Annotated in this window: 12 protein-coding genes; 3 read left to right on the forward strand and 9 right to left on the reverse strand. The window is 74.7% G+C overall.

Going from position 1 to position 17,051, the window contains the following annotated elements; genetic code table 11:
* The 8 genes from AB0O09_RS07780 to AB0O09_RS07815 all read right to left on the reverse strand — a co-directional run bounded on the left by AB0O09_RS07780 (window position 1) and on the right by AB0O09_RS07815 (window position 13,481).
* The gene (locus AB0O09_RS07780; protein ID WP_363540671.1) at window positions 1-1,545 is read right to left on the reverse strand and encodes an arginine decarboxylase; all 1,545 of its coding nucleotides are present in this window, start codon (window positions 1,543-1,545) and stop codon (window positions 1-3) included.
* Window positions 1,546-2,409: 864 nt separating this feature from the next.
* Window positions 2,410-3,315, reverse strand: coding sequence for an NADP-dependent oxidoreductase (locus AB0O09_RS07785; RefSeq protein WP_363540672.1), 906 nt, complete (start codon window positions 3,313-3,315; stop codon window positions 2,410-2,412).
* Between the two features lie 115 nt (window positions 3,316-3,430).
* Window positions 3,431-4,399, reverse strand: coding sequence for a leucine-rich repeat domain-containing protein (locus AB0O09_RS07790; RefSeq protein ID WP_363540673.1), 969 nt, complete (start codon window positions 4,397-4,399; stop codon window positions 3,431-3,433).
* A 43-nt stretch (window positions 4,400-4,442) separates the two neighbouring features.
* A complete protein-coding gene (locus tag AB0O09_RS07795) occupies window positions 4,443-5,912 on the reverse strand; it encodes an oxidoreductase (protein WP_363540674.1) in 1,470 nt (489 codons plus the stop codon).
* 97 nt (window positions 5,913-6,009) lie between these two features.
* Window positions 6,010-10,710: a tetratricopeptide repeat protein gene (locus tag AB0O09_RS07800; protein WP_363540675.1), complete on the reverse strand. Its 4,701-nt coding sequence runs from the start codon at window positions 10,708-10,710 to the stop codon at window positions 6,010-6,012.
* 109 nt (window positions 10,711-10,819) lie between these two features.
* A complete protein-coding gene (locus tag AB0O09_RS07805) occupies window positions 10,820-11,137 on the reverse strand; it encodes a trypco2 family protein (protein WP_363540676.1) in 318 nt (105 codons plus the stop codon).
* A 118-nt stretch (window positions 11,138-11,255) separates the two neighbouring features.
* Window positions 11,256-12,812, reverse strand: coding sequence for a glycerol-3-phosphate dehydrogenase/oxidase (locus tag AB0O09_RS07810; protein ID WP_363540677.1), 1,557 nt, complete (start codon window positions 12,810-12,812; stop codon window positions 11,256-11,258).
* Window positions 12,813-12,884: 72 nt separating this feature from the next.
* Window positions 12,885-13,481 carry a TetR/AcrR family transcriptional regulator gene (locus AB0O09_RS07815; RefSeq protein WP_363540678.1) on the reverse strand — a complete coding sequence of 199 codons (597 nt, stop codon included), beginning with the start codon at window positions 13,479-13,481 and terminating at the stop codon, window positions 12,885-12,887.
* A 77-nt stretch (window positions 13,482-13,558) separates the two neighbouring features.
* Here AB0O09_RS07815 and AB0O09_RS07820 point away from each other — a divergent pair, with 77 nt between their 5' ends.
* From AB0O09_RS07820 to AB0O09_RS07830, 3 genes are all read left to right on the forward strand, one after another.
* Window positions 13,559-15,133 carry an FAD-binding oxidoreductase gene (locus AB0O09_RS07820; protein ID WP_363540750.1) on the forward strand — a complete coding sequence of 525 codons (1,575 nt, stop codon included), beginning with the start codon at window positions 13,559-13,561 and terminating at the stop codon, window positions 15,131-15,133.
* Window positions 15,134-15,168: 35 nt separating this feature from the next.
* Window positions 15,169-16,074, forward strand: coding sequence for a diacylglycerol kinase (locus AB0O09_RS07825; protein WP_363540751.1), 906 nt, complete (start codon window positions 15,169-15,171; stop codon window positions 16,072-16,074).
* 67 nt (window positions 16,075-16,141) lie between these two features.
* Window positions 16,142-16,528 carry an MmcQ/YjbR family DNA-binding protein gene (locus AB0O09_RS07830; RefSeq protein WP_344625853.1) on the forward strand — a complete coding sequence of 129 codons (387 nt, stop codon included), beginning with the start codon at window positions 16,142-16,144 and terminating at the stop codon, window positions 16,526-16,528.
* A gap of 6 nt (window positions 16,529-16,534) precedes the next feature.
* On the opposite strand, the gene AB0O09_RS07835 is transcribed toward AB0O09_RS07830, so the two are convergent.
* Window positions 16,535-17,035, reverse strand: a complete 501-nt coding sequence (locus AB0O09_RS07835; protein WP_363540679.1) for a hypothetical protein — start codon at window positions 17,033-17,035, stop codon at window positions 16,535-16,537.
* Between the last annotated feature and the right edge of the window lie 16 nt (window positions 17,036-17,051).

Genomic DNA, 17,051 nt, shown 5'->3' on the forward strand with positions numbered 1-17,051 from the left:
TTACTCCGATGCTGCGGTGGTGGCGGACGCCGTCTCGGGGGCCGGGGCGGCGGCGGGTTGCGGCTGGTAGAGGGTGTAGATCTCGCTGCCGCTGGCGCGCAGCGCCCGGATCTCGGCGCGGGTCGCGTCGCAGAGCTTCTCGCCGGGCACGGTGATGGGGATCCCGGGCGGGTAGGCGATGATGAAGTGGTCGGCACTGTCCTCGTGGAGGGCGGCGGAGGTGGTGCGGTAGGTGCGCTGGATGACCCGCAGCGCCTCCAGCAGCCGCAGCAGGGTGCCCTCGTCGACGCCGATGTGGACGTGGAAGAGGACGGCGCCGCCGCTCTCCCGGGCCACGTACAGGGCGTACTCGTCGAACAGGATGCGGCGGAAGTCGGCGGCGGTGATGCCGAGGGCGCGGATGTCGACCAGGACGCGGGTGGGGTCGTCGGAGACGAGCGTCGCCGGGTCGGTGAGGTGGCCCTCGGGGCCGAGGGTGCGGTAGGCGGAGAGCCGCGGGTCGGTGGCGATCTCGGTCCGCAGGGTGCGGGCGAGCATCAGCGACCGCTCCAGCAGTGCCTCGCCCTCGTGCTCCGCCTGCAGCCGGGCGAGGTCGAGACTGGCCAGCACCGGGAAGCTCGGCGAGGTCGTGTGGTGCTGGAAGAGCGCCTGCGCGGTGCGCTCCTGCGCCTCCCGATCGCCCACGAGGTGCAGGTACGAGCCCTGCCGCAGCGCGGACATCGACTTGTGCGCGGAGTGCGTGACGGCGACCGTCATGGGCAGTGACGGGTCGTCGGCCCGCAGCTGCTCGACGGCGGCGAGGGCGGTGAGCGGGCGCAGCTGCGGGTGGAAGCGGTGGATGGCGCCCCATGCCTCGTCGACCAGGACGTTGACGGTCGGGTGGATCCTGGACATCTCGGCGAGCAGCGTCGGCAGGTCGTAGCGGACGCCGTCGTAGGAGACCGCGGAGAGCACGACGGTGTCGAAGGGGCGTCCCTCGGCGGCGGCCTCGGCGAAGCTGCGGAGCAGCACCGGCAGGTCGGCGAAGGTGCGCGGGCAGGTGTCGCAGCAGCGCCGCATGGGGGCGTACTCGACGTCGACGGTCAGCGAGCCGAGGGCGAAGTGCACGGACTGGTGGCAGCTGCGGTCGGCGAGCACCCGGCCGCCGGGGCGGGTGAGGGCGGCGAGCGCGACCCGGTTGGCGGTCGAGGTGCCGGCCGAGAGGAAGAGCGTGGTGTCGGCGCCGAAGGTCCGGGCGGCGAGCCGCTGGGCCTCGCGCAGCGGGCCGTGCGGGCGGAAGAACGAGTCGAGCATGGTGCCGCTGTAGGACACGTCGGCGGCCAGCTGCGCCTGCCCGAACAGGGCCTCGTACACGGCCTTGGTCCGGGAGTTGAGGATGGACCGGCCGTGCGAGAGCGGCAGCGCGTGGAAGGACGCGATGTCGCGTCTGGCGACGCGCAGGACGGCGTCGGCGAGCGGGGTGGCGCTCGGCTCCGGGGGGCCGAGCTCCGACGCGGCCTGCGGGACGGCTTCCGGCCCGAGGGCGGTGCTGCTGGCTGGGGTCATGGGTGTGCACTCCAGAGGGGTATCGGAGCACCCGGGAGAGGGCGTGGGCTGAGTGCCTCGCCTCCCATGAAATAAAACCTTCGCGCCGGTATCAAATCTCATCGGGAATTCTGATGGCTGCGCGGACTTCCCGTAAGGCGCGTCGGACCGGCGCGCGGTGTACGGATGGGGCACCAGTGGCCGATGAGGGGAGCCATGACGGATCCGCGCGCCCCTGCCGCCGATTCACGCACGTCGCAACGCCCGGACGCGCACAACCCGGGCCGGATCGCGGCCATCGACACCGCCCGGCCTGCCTAGTTCCGACACGGAGCAGTTGCCGACCCGTCAAAAGTTCGCACGGCAAGTACGATCATCCGACCTGCGCGCAGGGTGGGTCGGGTTCCGCTTCAGACTTTCCGACCGTTCGGTCGGATCCAGGCGGGGGTGGCAACGGACGAACGAGCAGGTCGGCAGCACCCGCCGGCCGGCGCCTGCCGGAGGTGACGGCGTCCGGCGGAGTCGCCGTCGGAGTCCGGCCGCGACGAGGATGCGCTCCATCCGGTCCCGCGGCAGCACCGGCCCGGCCGCCGCGTCGTCGGCGCCCTGCGGTTCCGGGTCGGCCGGCAGCCGCTCCAGCAGGTCCGCGTCGGCGGGGATGCCGGGCCTCGGCCACCGCGTCCGGCAGTTGCCCCGGGCGCATCGCCGGTCCGCGCCGCGCGGCCGGCCGCACCAGGAGTGACACCGGAACGGCCGGGTTCCGCGCCGGTCCTGACAGGTGCGGCTGCCCGGGATTCACCACGGGTCCACGCCGGTGCCGCGTCAGGCCGCCGCCGAGGTCACCTGGAACGGGATGACGGCGGCTGCTCCTCCGGTGCGGGCGGGTCACGGCAGGAGGACGGCCTTGCCCCGGTTGCGGTGGGCCTCCAGGTCGGTGTGGGCGCGGGCCGCCTCCGCCAGCGGGTACGTCCGCCAGATCGGCACGGCGAGCTTCCCCCGGGCGGCCAGGAGGGCCAGCTCGGGCACCGACTCCTCGCCCTGGCCGGAGGTGCCCGCGCTGAAGCGGACGCCGTGCTCGGCGGCGGACAGGTCGGCGATGGTGATGACCCTGCCCGCGTCCCCGGTCAGGGCGACGGAGTCGGCCAGCACGCCCGCGCCGGAGGCGTCGAACACGAAGTCGACGCCCTGCGGGGCCGCGGCCCTCACCCGGTCCACCCAGCCCTCGCCGTAGCGGACCGCGGTGGCGCCCAGGGCGGTGACGCGTTCCAGGTCGTGCTCCGCCGCGGTGCCGACCACGGTGATGCCGCGCGCGACGGCCAGCTGCACCGCGATGATCCCGACGCTGCCGGCTGCGCCGTGGACGAGCAGGGTCCGCCCCTCCTGCACGCCCAGCTGCTCCAGCACCCGGTGCGCCGTCCGGCCGACGGTGACCAGCGAGGCGGCAGCCTCCCAGGACAGGGCTTCGGGCTTGGCCACCGGCCTGTCCAGCAGGGCGTACTCGGCGTAGCTGCCGCCGGCGGTGGAGCCGAGGACCTCGTCCCCCACCGCCGCGCCGGCGTTCTCGCCGACGGCGTCGACGACACCGGCCGCGTCCAGTCCGGGCACCACCGGGAAGCTCGCGGGGGCGACGGCGGCCATCCGTCCGGAGCGGATCTTCAGGTCGAGCGGGTTCACGGAGGCGGCCCGGACCCGGATCCGGACCTGGCCCGGTCCGGGCTCCGGCGGGTCGACCTCCGACAGCCGCAGCACCTCGGGTGCGCCGTACTCGGAGAAGGTGATCGCTCTGGACATCGGGAACTCCCGGGGTGAGACGGACGGACGGAACCGCAGGTGCCCTGACCCACTCTGCGGCGGCCCGGCCGGAACCGCCGCCCGGAGGCCGGCGCCGGGGAGCACGGGCCCGGGTTCAGAGCAGCACGGCGCAGCCGCGGTCGCGGAGGTCCGACAGCCAGTCCGGCAGGACCTCCGGCTTCGTCCAGCGCAGGTCGAGCTTCTCCAGGTCCGGCAGGGCGGCGAGCCCTGCGGGCAGCTCGGTGATCCGGGTGGCCCGCAGGTCGAGGTGCCGCAGCCGGGTGAGGCCGGCCACGGACTCCGGCAGCCGCCGCAGCGGATTGTTCCGCAGGTCCAGCACCCGCAGTTCCGCCAGTCCGCCGACGGCGGCCGGCAGCTCGGTGAGCCGGTTGTCGGCGAGGTGCAGCTCGCGCAGCGCGGGCAGGCGGCCGATGCTGTCCGGCAGCGCCGTCAACCGGTTGCGGTAGAGGCGCAGTTCGCGCAGGCCCGCCAGCCCGCCGATCGACGCCGGCAGTGCGCCGAGCCGGTTGTCGGTGAGGTTGAGGTAGGCGAGCCGGTCGAGGCGGCCGAGGCTCTCGGGGACGACGGTGAACCCGTTGTCGCTGAGGTAGAGGAAGTCGGTGAGTCCGGTCAGTTCGCCGACGGCCGCGGGGACGTGGTCGAGGTGGTTGTGCCCGAGGTCGAGCATCCGCAGGCGGGTGAACGCCCCTATGCCGTCGGGGACGCCGGTGAGCTCGTTCTCGGCCAGGTTCAGCGAGTGCAGGCCGGTCAGCCGCCAGAGGCTGTCCGGGACGTCGGTCAGGCCGTTGCCGCCGAGGCTCAGGTGGCGCAGGGCGGGCGCGTCGCCGAGTTCGGGCGGCACGGTGCCGATCCGGTTGCCGTACAGCAGCAGGGTGTGCAGCGCGGGCAGGGCGGCGACCGACGGCGGCAGGTCGGCGAGCCGGTTGCCGTCCAGGTCGATCAGCCGCAGCCCGGGGTACGCGGCGATGTCCGCGGGCCAGCGGGTGAGGTCGGCGTGCGGGGCGCGCAGGGCGGTCGGGGTGCCGTCCGCGTCGCGGCGGAGGGCATCGGCCGGGAGGGTCACGGGAACCGCCTTTCGGGTCCGTGCGGTCGGTCGGGCACCGTGCTCAACTGCGGTTCAGCGAGCGGGTGACGCCGGCCAGGGTGGCGGTGGTGAGCAGCCAGCCGGCGGCGATCAGGGCGTAGCCGAGCCACTGGTGCGGGCCCGTCCAGTACCAGGCGGTGCGCTGGCCGAAACCTCCGATGGGTATCAGCAGGTCCATCGTGTAGATCAGCGGGTTGAACGGCGCCCCCTGCCCGGCCTGGACGGCGGTCGGCGAGCCGTGGCTGAACGCCGCGGTGCCGGCCGCGACCAGCGCCGCCAGCCAGACCGCGGCCTGCCACGGGCGGTAGCCGTAGCCCACGGTCGCGTCGAGGAGCCGGCCCCAGACCCGGCCGAGCGGTCCGAGGGTGCGCCGGCGGCGGCGCTGCTTGGCCAGCAGCACCCGGCGGGCGTCGTCGTCGTGGCCGATCCGCCGGTACCAGGCCGCGAGCTGCTCGTACGGCTGCGGGGTGTAGCCGGGGGTGCGGCCCAGCCAGGCGAGGCGGTCGTCGAGGCCGGTGGCGCCCTGCAGGGAGGTGTACACGAGTCCGTCGAGCCGGGTGTCGGCACTGCGCGCGGGTGCGTTGTCGTGCAGGACGGCGACCTGGGCGGCGCTCAGGTCGACCGTGCCCCCGGGGACGGCGGCCGGGGTGAGGTGCAGGTCTCCGGCGGTGAGACGGGTGGCGTCCAGGGCGGTGGTGCCGTCGCCGTGCAGGCGGGCGCCGTCCAGCGACAGGCGGCTGCGGACGGTCGCCCCGGGCAGCCGCAGTGCGCCGTGCGCCTCGAACCCGTCCGTGAGGACCATGGTGGACGCGGTGAGGTCGTCCCCGGAGAAGGCCTCGCCGCCGGGGTTGTCGATCCCCGCGCCTTCCATGAACAGCCCGCCGCCGAAGTTCGCGCCGACCAGCCGCAGGCCGCCGCGGGAACGGAATCCCTTCCGGGCGAAGCAGCCGCCCTCCATGACCAGCCCGCCGGCCCAGAGCGACCAGGCCGGTGCGGGCAGCTCCCCCGGGCCCGCCGGCTCCAGCAGCTCCGATGCGGTCAACCGGACGCCGCTGAGCCGGAGTTCGCCGGTGATGTGGGCGCGGGTGAGGGTGAGCCGGCCCTCGATCACCGAGTCCTCGAAGAACAGGTTGCCGTCCACCCGCAGCAGCCAGCCGTCCAGGCCGGGCAGCCGGCAGCCGAGGAAGGAGGTCGAGCGCACGGTCGCCCCGCGCAGCAGCACCCGCTGCTCGAAGGTGCAGTCCCGCAGCTGCACCGGCAGCTCGACGGCGGCCCCGGTGAGGTCCAGCTGCCCGGTGACGGTGGCGCCGACGAGCCGCAGCCCGCCGACCCGCCCCCGCACCGCGGCCGGCCCACCGCCGAGCAGCAGCGCGGACACCACCTCAGCCCGGACGGCCGTGTCCGCCGCACCCCGCAGGTCGAGCTCCTCCCCCCGCGGGAACGCCTCCCACAGCCGCCGCTCCGCCTCGCCCAGTTCCTCGTACGCCGGCACCCGCCACTCCCCCGTCCGGTTGACACCGGGTCAGGAGCGTAGTGGACGGCGGGCGCGGTACCGCGGGACGGTCCTGGCGTCGCCCGGTGCGCCGCGGTCAGCCATGCAGACGCTTGCGGATCTCGACGGTCCTGCCGGTGAGCTGCTCCACCAGACCGGGCTGTTCCTCCCGCAGGAGTTCCAGGAGTTCCGTCAGCTCGTCCAGCGCCGCCGACGCACTCGTGGGATCCGTGCCGACTCGGGCCCGGACATCGGCGGCGGAGCAGAGTGCGTCGAGGAGTTCGGGCAGGTTGACGCGCCGGTCGACGTCGGCCGACTCCCGCGCCAGCAGCAGGGCCTCCTCGACGAGCGGGAGGCCCTCCGCGGCACGGCCGGCCTCAGCGAGGCGCGTGCCGTGCTGGGCCGCCGCGCGGGCCAGGCCGGACCGCCCGCGCACCGGATCCGCTGCCCGGAGCCTGCGGCCGATGGCCAGTGCTTCGGCCGTCGCCTCCAACGCCTGCTGCGGATCGGCCGGTTCGAGTGCAAGCGCTGCGCCCAGAGCGCCGAGGCAGCTGGCCATGAGGATCTCGTTCTGGGGCTCCGGAGCCTCCGTGTAGGGCCGGCAGAGGGCGACCGCCCGCCGGAGGCAGGCCAGTGCCTCGTCGCGCTGTTCCTCCTCAACCAGCATGGACCCTGTCATGAGCAGGACCCCCATGAGGGTGGGTGTCCGGTCCGGGTCGGACTCGGCGAGCTCTTCGGCGGTGACCAGCGACTCCCTGGCGAAGGAGAGTGCCTCGTCCCGGCGCCCTACGGTGTACAGGAGTTGGCCTCGCAGACGGTGGGCCTGCACGAGCGTCACCCGGTGGGCGGCTGCCTCCTCGGCCGAGAGCTTCTGCTCCTCCTGCTGCACCAGGTCGAGTGTCGCCAGCGCCTCGGACGTCCTCGCGCGCACTGTCATGATGTCGGCCAGTCCGGCCAACTCCATGACGAGCCGGACCCGCTCGGCGGCACCGCCCCGGTCGGCAAGCCTTCCTCGGACCTCGACCGCCCGGCGAGCCGCTTCCTCGGCCTCGTCGAAGCGGTCCACCAGATGGAGAAAGGTCCTGGCGGTCCCCAGTCCCTCGGCGAGGTCCCCGTCGTACCGCTGCGGATCGTCCACAGCGAGCCGCCCCAGGATCTCGGCCCGCTCCACCAACGCGTCCGCGGCTTCGCCGGACCGGCCGGCTCTGAAGGCGACCGCGCCGAAGAGCCGGAGCTGCTGGACCAGTTCGGCCGGCCCGGACCCGGAGGGCAGAGCGGCCTCCCGCCTCGCGACCTCCACTGCCCTTCCCATCGTCTCGACGGCCTCGTCCCAGCGGCCCGTCGGCTGGAGGCACATCGTGCGCGCGACCAGCAGCTTCAGTGTCACCGGGCGCATGGCGTCCGCCCGAGGGCCGTCGGGATCTGCGTAGGTCCTGAGCGCCTCGTCGATGAGGTCCATGGCCTCGTCAGTACGGTCCGCGGCCTGCAGGTGCAGGCGCAGGTTGTGCAGGGCGGATGCGAAGTGCTTGGCAATCGGGGCCGGATTCGACTCGGCGAGCCGTCGGAAGATCGTCACGGCTTCGAAGGAGCGCTCGATCGCCTCGTCGATCCGTCCCAGCGCGGTCAGGCAGCCCGCCACGGTGCCCAGGCTCATGGCTCGGTCGGCCGCGAACACCCCGGGAAGATCCTCGTCGAGGTCGGTGTAGATGTGGCAGGCCTCCTCGGCCGCGGCCAGCGCGCCGTCGTCGTCGATGTCACCACGCTGGTTCGCCAGCGTGTTGAGGGCCATCGCCAGTTCGTCCCGGCTGCCGTCCGCGTGCGACGCGGCCAGCTCGCGGTACAGCAGCACCGACCGCTCGGCCGCCGCGACCGCCTCGACGGCGTGACCCGCCGTTCCGAGGTCGGTCGCCAGTGAGTTGAGCCCCAGGGCCAGGCTGCGCCGATGGGCGTCGGGGCGTTCCCGGTAGAGGTCCTCACGGAGCGCAATGCACCGGCGCGCCAGCTCCAGACTCCGGTCGTGGTCCCCCAGGTCGCTGTAGCAGCTGGACAGCGTGCCCAGCACTAGGTCCAGGTCCGGCAGGTAGGCGTCCGGGTACTGCTCGGCGACCGGTTCGCACAGCGCCACCGCCTCGGCGGCCGCCTCGAACGCCGCCCGGTACTCGCCCGCCTCGGTGTGACGGACGGAGAGGTTGTTGAGCTGCGAGACGAGTCCGACCGCCGCCTCGGGTCCGCCGTCCGGTAGCAGCTCCCGCTGGGCCTCCACCGCCTCGACGGCGGTGTCGAGCGCGTCCTCGTGGCGGCCGAGCTGGCTCTGCACGGCCGAGAGACTGCTCAGCGCACGCACCAGGTGGCCACGAGCCTCCTCCGGGACAGGCTCGGTACCGACGACGACCCGGTACTGCTCCACCGCTCGCTCGGCCGGTTCGAGGGCCTCACCGCGCCTGCCCAGCGTGGCCAGGCACAGGGAACGGTTGTTCAGCGCGGCAGCCAGGTGGAACCGGACAGCCGCCGGATCGCTGTCCAGCAGAGGCCGCAGCAACTCCACCGCCTGTTCCGCGGCCGCGAGGGCCTCGGCCGGCCGGCCCACGTCCGCGAGCCGCTTGCCCAGGCGGCGGTACTCGACCCCGAGGTCGATCCGCTCCTGGACCGTGGCCGTCCCACCGTCCCGCCGGAGCTCGACCACCCGCTCCATCAGCCGCAGCGCCCAGTCCGCCAGGACGCGCGAGCTGCGCGGCAGCCGGTCAGCCAGACCTGCGAGCTCGGCGAGCGGCGTCGCCGGGTCCTCGATACGCATCCACAGGGCGTCCACCAGCGGCTGCGGCCGCTCCACCTGGGTGGCCACGTCCATGGTGGCCGTCCCGAGGCTGTCGGCGTGGCGGGTGCACAGATCGGTGATCAACCCGTCCAGTCGACCGAGCAGTGGCGGATGGGCTGCGGCCCGGGCGAGCACCGTGAGCGCCCGGACCGACATCCGGCCGGGCTCCGCCTCGGCCAGCAGGCTGTCGACGAGCTCGGGGTCGGACAGGACGTGCCGCCCGACGAAGCGCTCGGCCAGCCGGTCGGGCTGCAGGACCTCCCAGGGGTCCTCGGCGGCCACCGGGTAGACCGCCCCGACCCATTCACGGACCTGTCTGATCTCGTGTGCCCGGAGGTCGGCGAGGACGGGCGAGCGGCGCAGCAGGGCCTCCCGGTCCCGCCCGCCCAACGGGGCTCCGCCGAGCAGCGCGACCGTGGCCAGTGCGTCGGCCGGTGCACTCCCGCCGCCGAGTCCGTCCGGAAGCGGGCGCTCGCGTTCGACCTGGGCCCAGTAGAGCCTCTCGTGCTCGAGGATGCGGTCCTCGGCGTCCCCCTCGGTGTCGTGCCGCGCGGGATCCCCGTCCGCGACGCCTTCGTCCAGCAGGTCGGCCAGGGCCGTCATGTGCAGGGTCAGGACGTTGCCCGAGGCCAGCTTGCGTGGTGCGGGCGCGGGAAGCCGGTCGGCCCGGGCCTTCCAGGTCCTGCCCTCCGGCGTGCCGTCCGGGTCGGAGAGGCGACCTGCGAAGGCGGTCACCGCGTGCCGGTACAGGAGGGCACGTGTCGCCTCGTCGGCGGCGAGCGCGGGGAGTTCGTCGACGGGTGCCGGGCGCAGGGGCGCACCGTCGCGTGCCCACTTCGCGTTCTCCCACCAGCCGCCGGCGGTGCGGGCCAGCAGGATCACCTTGAGCGGGACGTTGCCCCGGTGGAGCCCACCCGCCTTCAGCAGGCCGGACAGTTGGTCGAGCCGCGCCTCGGCGTAGTCGAGCACCACCAGGACGGGGTTCGTACTGTCCTGCAGTCCTGCCAGGCCCTGCGGCGAAGCGGTCGCGTCCGGCCACAGCACCGTCCACCGGGGGTCGTCCGCCCGGAGTGCTTCCGCAAGGCGGGCGGCGAGCCTCGTCTTGCCCTGGCCGCCGGGCCCGTGCAGCAGCCGGACGCCGAAGCCGGCCGGCGTGCACCACTGCCTGAGCCGTTCGAGGATCTCCTCGCGACCGTGGAAGCCGACCACCTCCCGGCCCGCGTGCAGCAGGGCGGCGGGCGGCAGCGACCCGTCCGAGGGTGCGGGGACGTCGGTACGGCGCAGTCGGTCGAACTCCGCCTGGCCGAGGGTGCGGGAGTCGGCCCCGTGGGCCTCCAGGGCCTTCAGGAAGGTCTCGTCGGCGTGCAGCACGTGGGCCGGGACGACCTCCAGCACGGTGTGGCCGAACCTCACCAGGTCCGCCTTCACGACGCCGATCAGCAGTCCGTTGCACACCACTGCGGCGCCGGAGAGCCCCGCCCAGGGCACTCCGGTGCCGGACCACTGCGCCACGGCGTGGTCGGTGAGGGCGAGGAGGTGGCGTCCGCCCACGTAGCCGCTGCCCGGGTTGATCGTTCCCCTGAGCTGCATGGCTTCGGTGAAACGCTCGGTGCGGTCGGCGCTGCCGCCGTCCTGGACCACCCAGGGGACGCCCCAGGTCTCGGCCTCCTGGCCGGGTCGCATGGTGGCCAGTCGGCCCCAGGGTTCGGCCGTGCCCTCCGGTCCCTGCCACACGGCGGGCTCCACCCGTACCAGGGCCGCATCGGTGTCACCACCCGGATCACCGCGCCACACCACGGTCGACCGGTACCGGGGGCGTCGGCCCGGTTGCAGGATCCGCGCCGTCGTCCCGACCTCGCCGACGACGTGCGCCGAGGTGAGGACCAGGCGCGGTCCGATCAGGTACCCCGTGCCCCTGTTGTCCTCGCCGAGCACCTCGACCAGCCGCTCGCGGTCCACCGCTCCCCCTTGGGTGTTCGTCACCGCCCGGTGAATCGGCGTGCCTGGACCGTCCGCAGGGCTCAGGCGGACTCCGGCGGGCCGGGGCCGGGCGGTCGAGGCGTGGTGGCTCCCGGGCCTGCCGTGGGCGGCGTCAGTCGACGTCGTCCTCGTGGGGGCCGTTGTACGCGACGCAGTCCCCGATGTTCACCTTGGCCGAGTCGGTGCCGCGCGGGGTCAGCGTGAACGCCACCCGGTGGGTGCGGCCTCGGGACACCCCGGCCTCGGTCTCGGCGGAGACGACCCAGGCCTTGAACTTGCCGCCCGCCTTGGCCTCGGCGCGCAGTTCGATCTCGAACTCCATCTCGATCGGGCCGACCTCGAAGGAGAGCGGCTGGTCCGCTCCCCTTGAGGCCGCCTCCAGGAGTTCCTTGCGCACGGCGTCCACGGCATCCGCCAGACCGATCTCCATACCCCACCCCCACGACAGCCGGACGTGTCCCACGCCCGTTCGACTGGCCGTCAGGCTAGCGGCCGGACGGTCCGCGCCGTCGGCACTTGGCGAAGGTGGCAATGGATGTGATAGCGCCTCAGCCCGCCGCGATCTCCTCGACCGCGGGACGGGCCAGGTCGGCGTCGGCGGGGACGAGGCCGATGCGGGTGCGGCGGTGCAGGACGTCCTCGGTGTCGAGGGCGCCTTCGTGGGTGAGGGCGTAGGCGATCTCGGCGCGGGTGACGTCGAGGCCTTCGGCCACCGGCTCCAGGGGCCGGGGGACCGCGGCGGCGGCGACGTCGGCGGCGAGGCCGCCGTGGCGGGCCACGAGGGGGGCGGGCAGGCCGGCGGTGGGCCGGCTGTCGCTGCGGCCGGGGGCGCCGACCAGGGGCAGTCGGCGGGTGAGGCAGGGCCCGGCGGAGAGTCCGCGGAGGCGGACGGCGGTGTCGACGGCGTCCTCGGCCATCTGCCGGTAGGTGGTCAGCTTGCCGCCGACGACGGTGATGACGCCGTTCGGGGAGTCGAGCACGGCGTGCTTGCGCGAGAGGTCGGCGGTGGCGCCGCCGCCGGTGTCGATGAGGGGACGCAGGCCGGCGAAGGCGCCGCGGACGTCCTCGCGGGTGAGGGCGGTCTGCAGCGCGGTGTTCACGGTGTCGAGCAGGAAGGCGATCTCGGTTCCGGTCGGCTGCGGCTCGTCCGGGATCGGTCCGGGGGCGTCCTCGTCGGTGAGGCCGACGGCGACCCGGCCGAGTTGCTGCGGCAGGGCGAAGACGAAGCGGCTGGTGGAGCCGGGCACCGGCACGGTGAGGGCGGCGCGCGGGTGGCCGAGGGCGGCGGCGTCCAGCACCAGGTGGGTGCCGCGACTGGGCCGGAGCCGGACGGCGTCGTCGACCTCGCCCGCCCAGACGCCGGCGGCGTTGACGACGGCGCGGGCGGTCACGGTGAGGGTCTCGCCGGTGAGCGTGTCGGTGAGCCGGGCGGAGGTGCCGGTGACCAGGTCGGCGCGGACCCGGGTGAGGACGGTCGCGCCGTGGTGCGCGGCCGTCCGGGCGACGGCGACCACCAGCCGCGCGTCGTCGACGAGTTGGCCGTCGTGGGCGACGAGCGCACCGGACAGCCCGGCGGTGCGGACGGCGGGGACGAGCCGGACGGTCTCCTCGGCGCCGATCCTGCGGACCCGGGGCAGCACGGCGGCGGGCGTGCCGGCCACGGCCCGCAGTGCGTCGCCGGCCAGGAAGCCGGCCCGGACGAGCGCGGCCTGCCCGCGGCCGACGGAGGGCAGCAGCGGGACGAGCTGCGGCAGGGCGCGCACCAGGTGCGGGGCGGTGCGGGTCATCAGGATGCCGCGCTCGACGGCGCTCTCGCGGGCGACCCCGATCCGGCCGGAGGCGAGGTAGCGCAGGCCGCCGTGGACGAGCTTGGAGCTCCAGCGGCTGGTGCCGAAGGCGAGGTCGCGGGATTCGACCAGCACGGTGCGCAGCCCGCGGGCGGCCGCGTCGAGGGCGGTGCCGACGCCGGTGATGCCGCCGCCGACGACCAGCAGGTCGATGTCCGGGGCGTCGCCGAGGGCGGCGAGTTCGGCCGTCCGGCGGCGGGCGTTGAGGGCGCTGGTTCCGGCGAATCCGGCTGCGGAGGCGGCAGCGGCAGAGGTCACGGCGCGGGGTATCCGTTCGGGTCGGCGGCAGCGGGGGGTACGGCGGGCGGCGGCGTCAGGTGGCGGCGGAGGTCAGGGTGCGAGGTAGCCGTTCAGGGCGCGGGCCAGTTCGCGGCGCCAGGCGTGCTCGGGCAGCAGCTGCGCGACCATGCGGTGCGACTGGACGGTGGACTGGGCGATGAGCAGCACCATGGCGGCCATCTCGGTGGGTTCGCCGGCGCGGATGGAGCCGTGCCGCTGGCCCTGGAGGACGGCGGCGCCGATGGCGTCGAGCAGGCCGCGCTGGCTGGTGCCGAGCCGTTCGACGACGTACTCGACGATCGTGTCGGAGTGCAGCAGGGCGCCGATCACGGGGTGGTCGCGCAGCCGGACGGCGACCTCGACGACGGCGTCGACGAAGGCCTCGCGGTCCTCTCCGGTGAGGACGACCTGCTCCTGGGTGCGGCGGATCTCGCGGGTGAGCAGGGCGCCGATGACCGCGCGGACGTCCGGCCAGCGGCGGTAGACGGTCGGCCGGCTGACCCCGGCGCGGCGGGCGATCTCCGCCAGTTGGGTGCGCTGGACGCCGAGGTGGACGACCAGGTGGGCGGCGGCGTCGAGGATCGCGTCGTCGGTGCTCGTCGCCGGTGCGGCGGGGCCCGTCGGCCCGGTCTCGTTACTGCTTGACATAATGCGTAATACTGTAACGCATGGCATCTGAGACGCAAGCAGGTCAGGACGGCGCCGCCGCGCTGCCCCTCCCCCCGATGAAGTGGGACGCCTGGGGCGACCCGGCCCTCGCCAAGCCGCTCCCCGAGGACGTCAAAGGCCTGCTGGCCGCCGCCCTCGGCGTCTCGGCGGACGCCGCGGCCGCGCCGCTCGCCGCCGAGGACGTCCGGCTGCGGCCCTCCGCCCTCGCCGCCGAGGACGTCGCCGCCCTCGCCGCCGTGGTCGGCGCCGCGCACCTCAGCACGGCCGACGCGGACCGGCTGCCCCGGGCCGGCGGCAAGTCCACCCCGGACCTGCTGCGCCGCCGCAGCCGCGAGCCGCAGGACGCGCCGGACGCCGTGCTGCTGCCCGGCGGCGAGGAGGAGATCGCCGCCGTCCTCGCGGTCTGCGCCGAGCGCCGGATCGCCGTGGTGCCCTTCGGCGGCGGCACCAGCGTGGTCGGCGGCCTCGACCCCGTCCGCGGCTCCTTCGGCGCCGTCGTCTCGCTCGACCTGCGCCGCCTGGACGCCCTGCACGCGCTCGACGAGGTCTCCGGCGAGGCGGTGCTCGGCGCCGGCCTCACCGGCCCGCGCGCCGAGGAGCTGCTCGCCGAGCGCGGCTGGGAGCTCGGCCACTACCCGCAGAGCTTCCGCTACGCGACCGTCGGCGGCTTCGCCGCCACCCGCTCCTCCGGCCAGGACTCGGCCGGCCACGGCCGCTTCGACGAGATGGTCCGCGGTCTGCGCGTGGTCACCCCTGCCGGGGTGCTGGACCTGGGCCGCGCCCCCGCCTCGGCCGCCGGCCCGGACCTGCGCGAGCTGTTCCTCGGCTCCGAGGGCGTCTTCGGCGTCATCACCCGGGTACGGGTGCGGATCCACCCGCTGCCCGCCGCCAAGGTCCACGAGGCCTGGAGCTTCCCCGACTTCGCCACCGGCGCCGCCGCACTGCGTGCCGTCGAGCAGCAGGGCACCGGCCCGACGGTGATCCGGCTGTCGGACGAGGCCGAGACCGCCGTCAACCTGGCGATGACCGAGAAGATCGGCGGCACCCGGGTCACCGGCGGCTGCCTGGCCGTCACCGTCTTCGAGGGCACCAAGGAGCAGGCCGAGGCCCGTCACGAGCGGACCCGGGCCGTCATGCTCGCCGCCGGCGGCACCTCGCTGGGCGCCGAGCCGGCCGTCGGCTGGGAGCACGGCCGGTTCTCCGCCCCGTACCTGCGCGACGCGCTGCTGGACGGCGGCGCGCTCTGCGAGACCCTGGAGACCGCCACCGACTGGGCGAACCTGGACCGGCTCCGGACGGCCGTCACGGCCGCGCTGCAGGCCGGGCTCGGCGCAGGCGGCCTGGTGCTCTGCCACATCTCGCACGTCTACCCGACGGGCGCCTCGCTCTACTTCACCGTGGTCGGCGCCCAGCAGGGCGACCCGATCGCCCAGTGGGACGCGGCCAAGCGCGCCGCCTGCGACGCCATCATGGCGAACGGCGGCACGATCACCCACCACCACGCGGTCGGCGCCGACCACCGCCCGTGGATGGAGCAGGAGATCGGCCCGCTCGGTGTGAAGATCCTCCGCGCCGTCAAGGACGCCGTCGACCCGGTCGGCATCCTCAACCCCGGCAAGCTGATCCCGTGACCGCCGCCGCGGCCGGCCGGCCGCCGCGCAGCGTCATGGTGCTCACCAACCCCGCCGCGGGCGGCGGGCACGCCGAGAAGGCCGCCCGCCGGGCCACCGCCCGGCTGCGGGAGCACGGCATCGAGGTGCTGAACACGGCGGGCGCCGACCCCGAGGACGCGATCCGGCTCGCCCGGGAGGCGGTCGGCCGCGGTGTGGACGCCCTGGTCACCGCCGGTGGCGACGGCATGATCAGCCTCGCGCTGCAGGCCCTGGCCGGCACCGGCACCCCGCTGGGCATCGTCCCGGCCGGAACCGGCAACGACCACGCCCGGGCGTACGGGCTGCCGCTCGGCGACCCGGAGGCGGCCGCCGACGTGATCGCCGCGGGCCGCACCGCCACCGTCGACCTGGGCCGGGCCACCACCGCGGACGGCACCGGGCGCTGGTTCGGCTCGGTGCTCGCCACCGGCTTCGACTCGCTGGTCAGCGACCGCACCAACCGGCTGCGGTGGCCGCGCGGCCGGATGCGCTACAACCTGGCGATCCTGGTCGAGTTCGCCAACCTGCGGCCGCTGCCGTTCCGCCTGGTGCTGGCGGACGGCACGGTGATCGAGCGCGACCTCGTGCTCGCCGCGGTGGGCAACACCAGCAGCTACGGCGGCGGCATGCGGATGTGCCCGCAGGCCGACCCGGCCGACGGGCTGTTCGACCTGACGGTCGTCCGGGCGATGCCGCGGCTGAAGGTGGCCCGGTTCTTCCCGACCGTCTTCAAGGGCACCCACGTGCAGCACGAGGAGGTCGAGATCCACCGGACCTCCTCGCTGCGCATCGAGTCCCCCGGCATCACCGCCTACGCCGACGGCGAGTACATCGGCCCGCTGCCGGTGCAGGTCGAGGTGGTGCCGGGTGCGCTGCGCCTGCTGGTGCCGGCAGGCGCGCGGGGTGCGGACACCGCGTGACCGCACCCCTCCGCCGCACCGACGGCCCGTCCGACGGGCTGTCGGTGCGGCGGGGCAGACTGGGGGCATGACGCCCGAAGCCCTCAAGACGGCCTGCCTGGCACTGAACGGCGCCGAGGAGACCTTCCCGTTCAACGCCGAGACCTCGGTGTTCAAGGTCGGCGGGAAGATGTTCGCCCTCAGCGCGCTGGAGGGCTCGCCGTTGTCGGTGAGCCTCAAGTGCGATCCCGACCTGGCCGTCCGACTGCGGGCCGAGCACCCGGCGATCACCGGCGGCTGGCACCTCAACAAGCGCCACTGGAACACCGTGCTGCTGGACGGCTCGCTGCCCGCCCGGCTGGTCCTGGACATGATCGAGGACTCGTACGACCTGGTGGTCGCCTCGCTGCCCCGCGCCCAGCAGCTCCGCCTCGACTGGCCCGGCGTCAGGTCCCGCGGCACCGACGGCGGCTGACGCCCGCTACGGCCGGAACTCGTGGCCCCTCACCCGGACGGAGGGCCGGCCCTCGCCGGTGGTCCTGCGCAGCTTGTTGATCCCGGTGCAGGCACGGCCCACCTTGAAGGCGGTCAGGCCGCCGACGAACGAGACGGCCGTCGCCAGGACGAGCAGGCCGATGGTGCCGACGGTCGAGTCGGCCCGGGGCTCGTCCACCGTCTGCCCGCCGTAGTGCACCGGCATCGGCACCCAGAGCAGCAGCAGGGCGAGCAGCACCACGCCGGCCACCGGGTTGGCGAGCCGCTTCGCCCGGGCCTTGGCCAGGCTCTCCACCCGGACGGTGAAGTCCGTCCGGCAGGTCGGGCAGCGGAAGAGTGTCGTGGCGGCGCCCTCGCGCGGGCGGAGGTACTCCGGCGAGGACAGCCGGCCGACCTCCCACCGGGTGGTGACCACGGTGCCGGCCGGCTTCACCTCGGCCAGGCACGCGAAGGACAGCGTGTACCGCTCCCCCAGGTGCACGGGCATGCGCTCGGATCCCCCT

Source organism: Kitasatospora sp. NPDC093679 (assembly GCF_040683455.1).
Taxonomy (GTDB): domain Bacteria; phylum Actinomycetota; class Actinomycetes; order Streptomycetales; family Streptomycetaceae; genus Kitasatospora; species Kitasatospora arboriphila.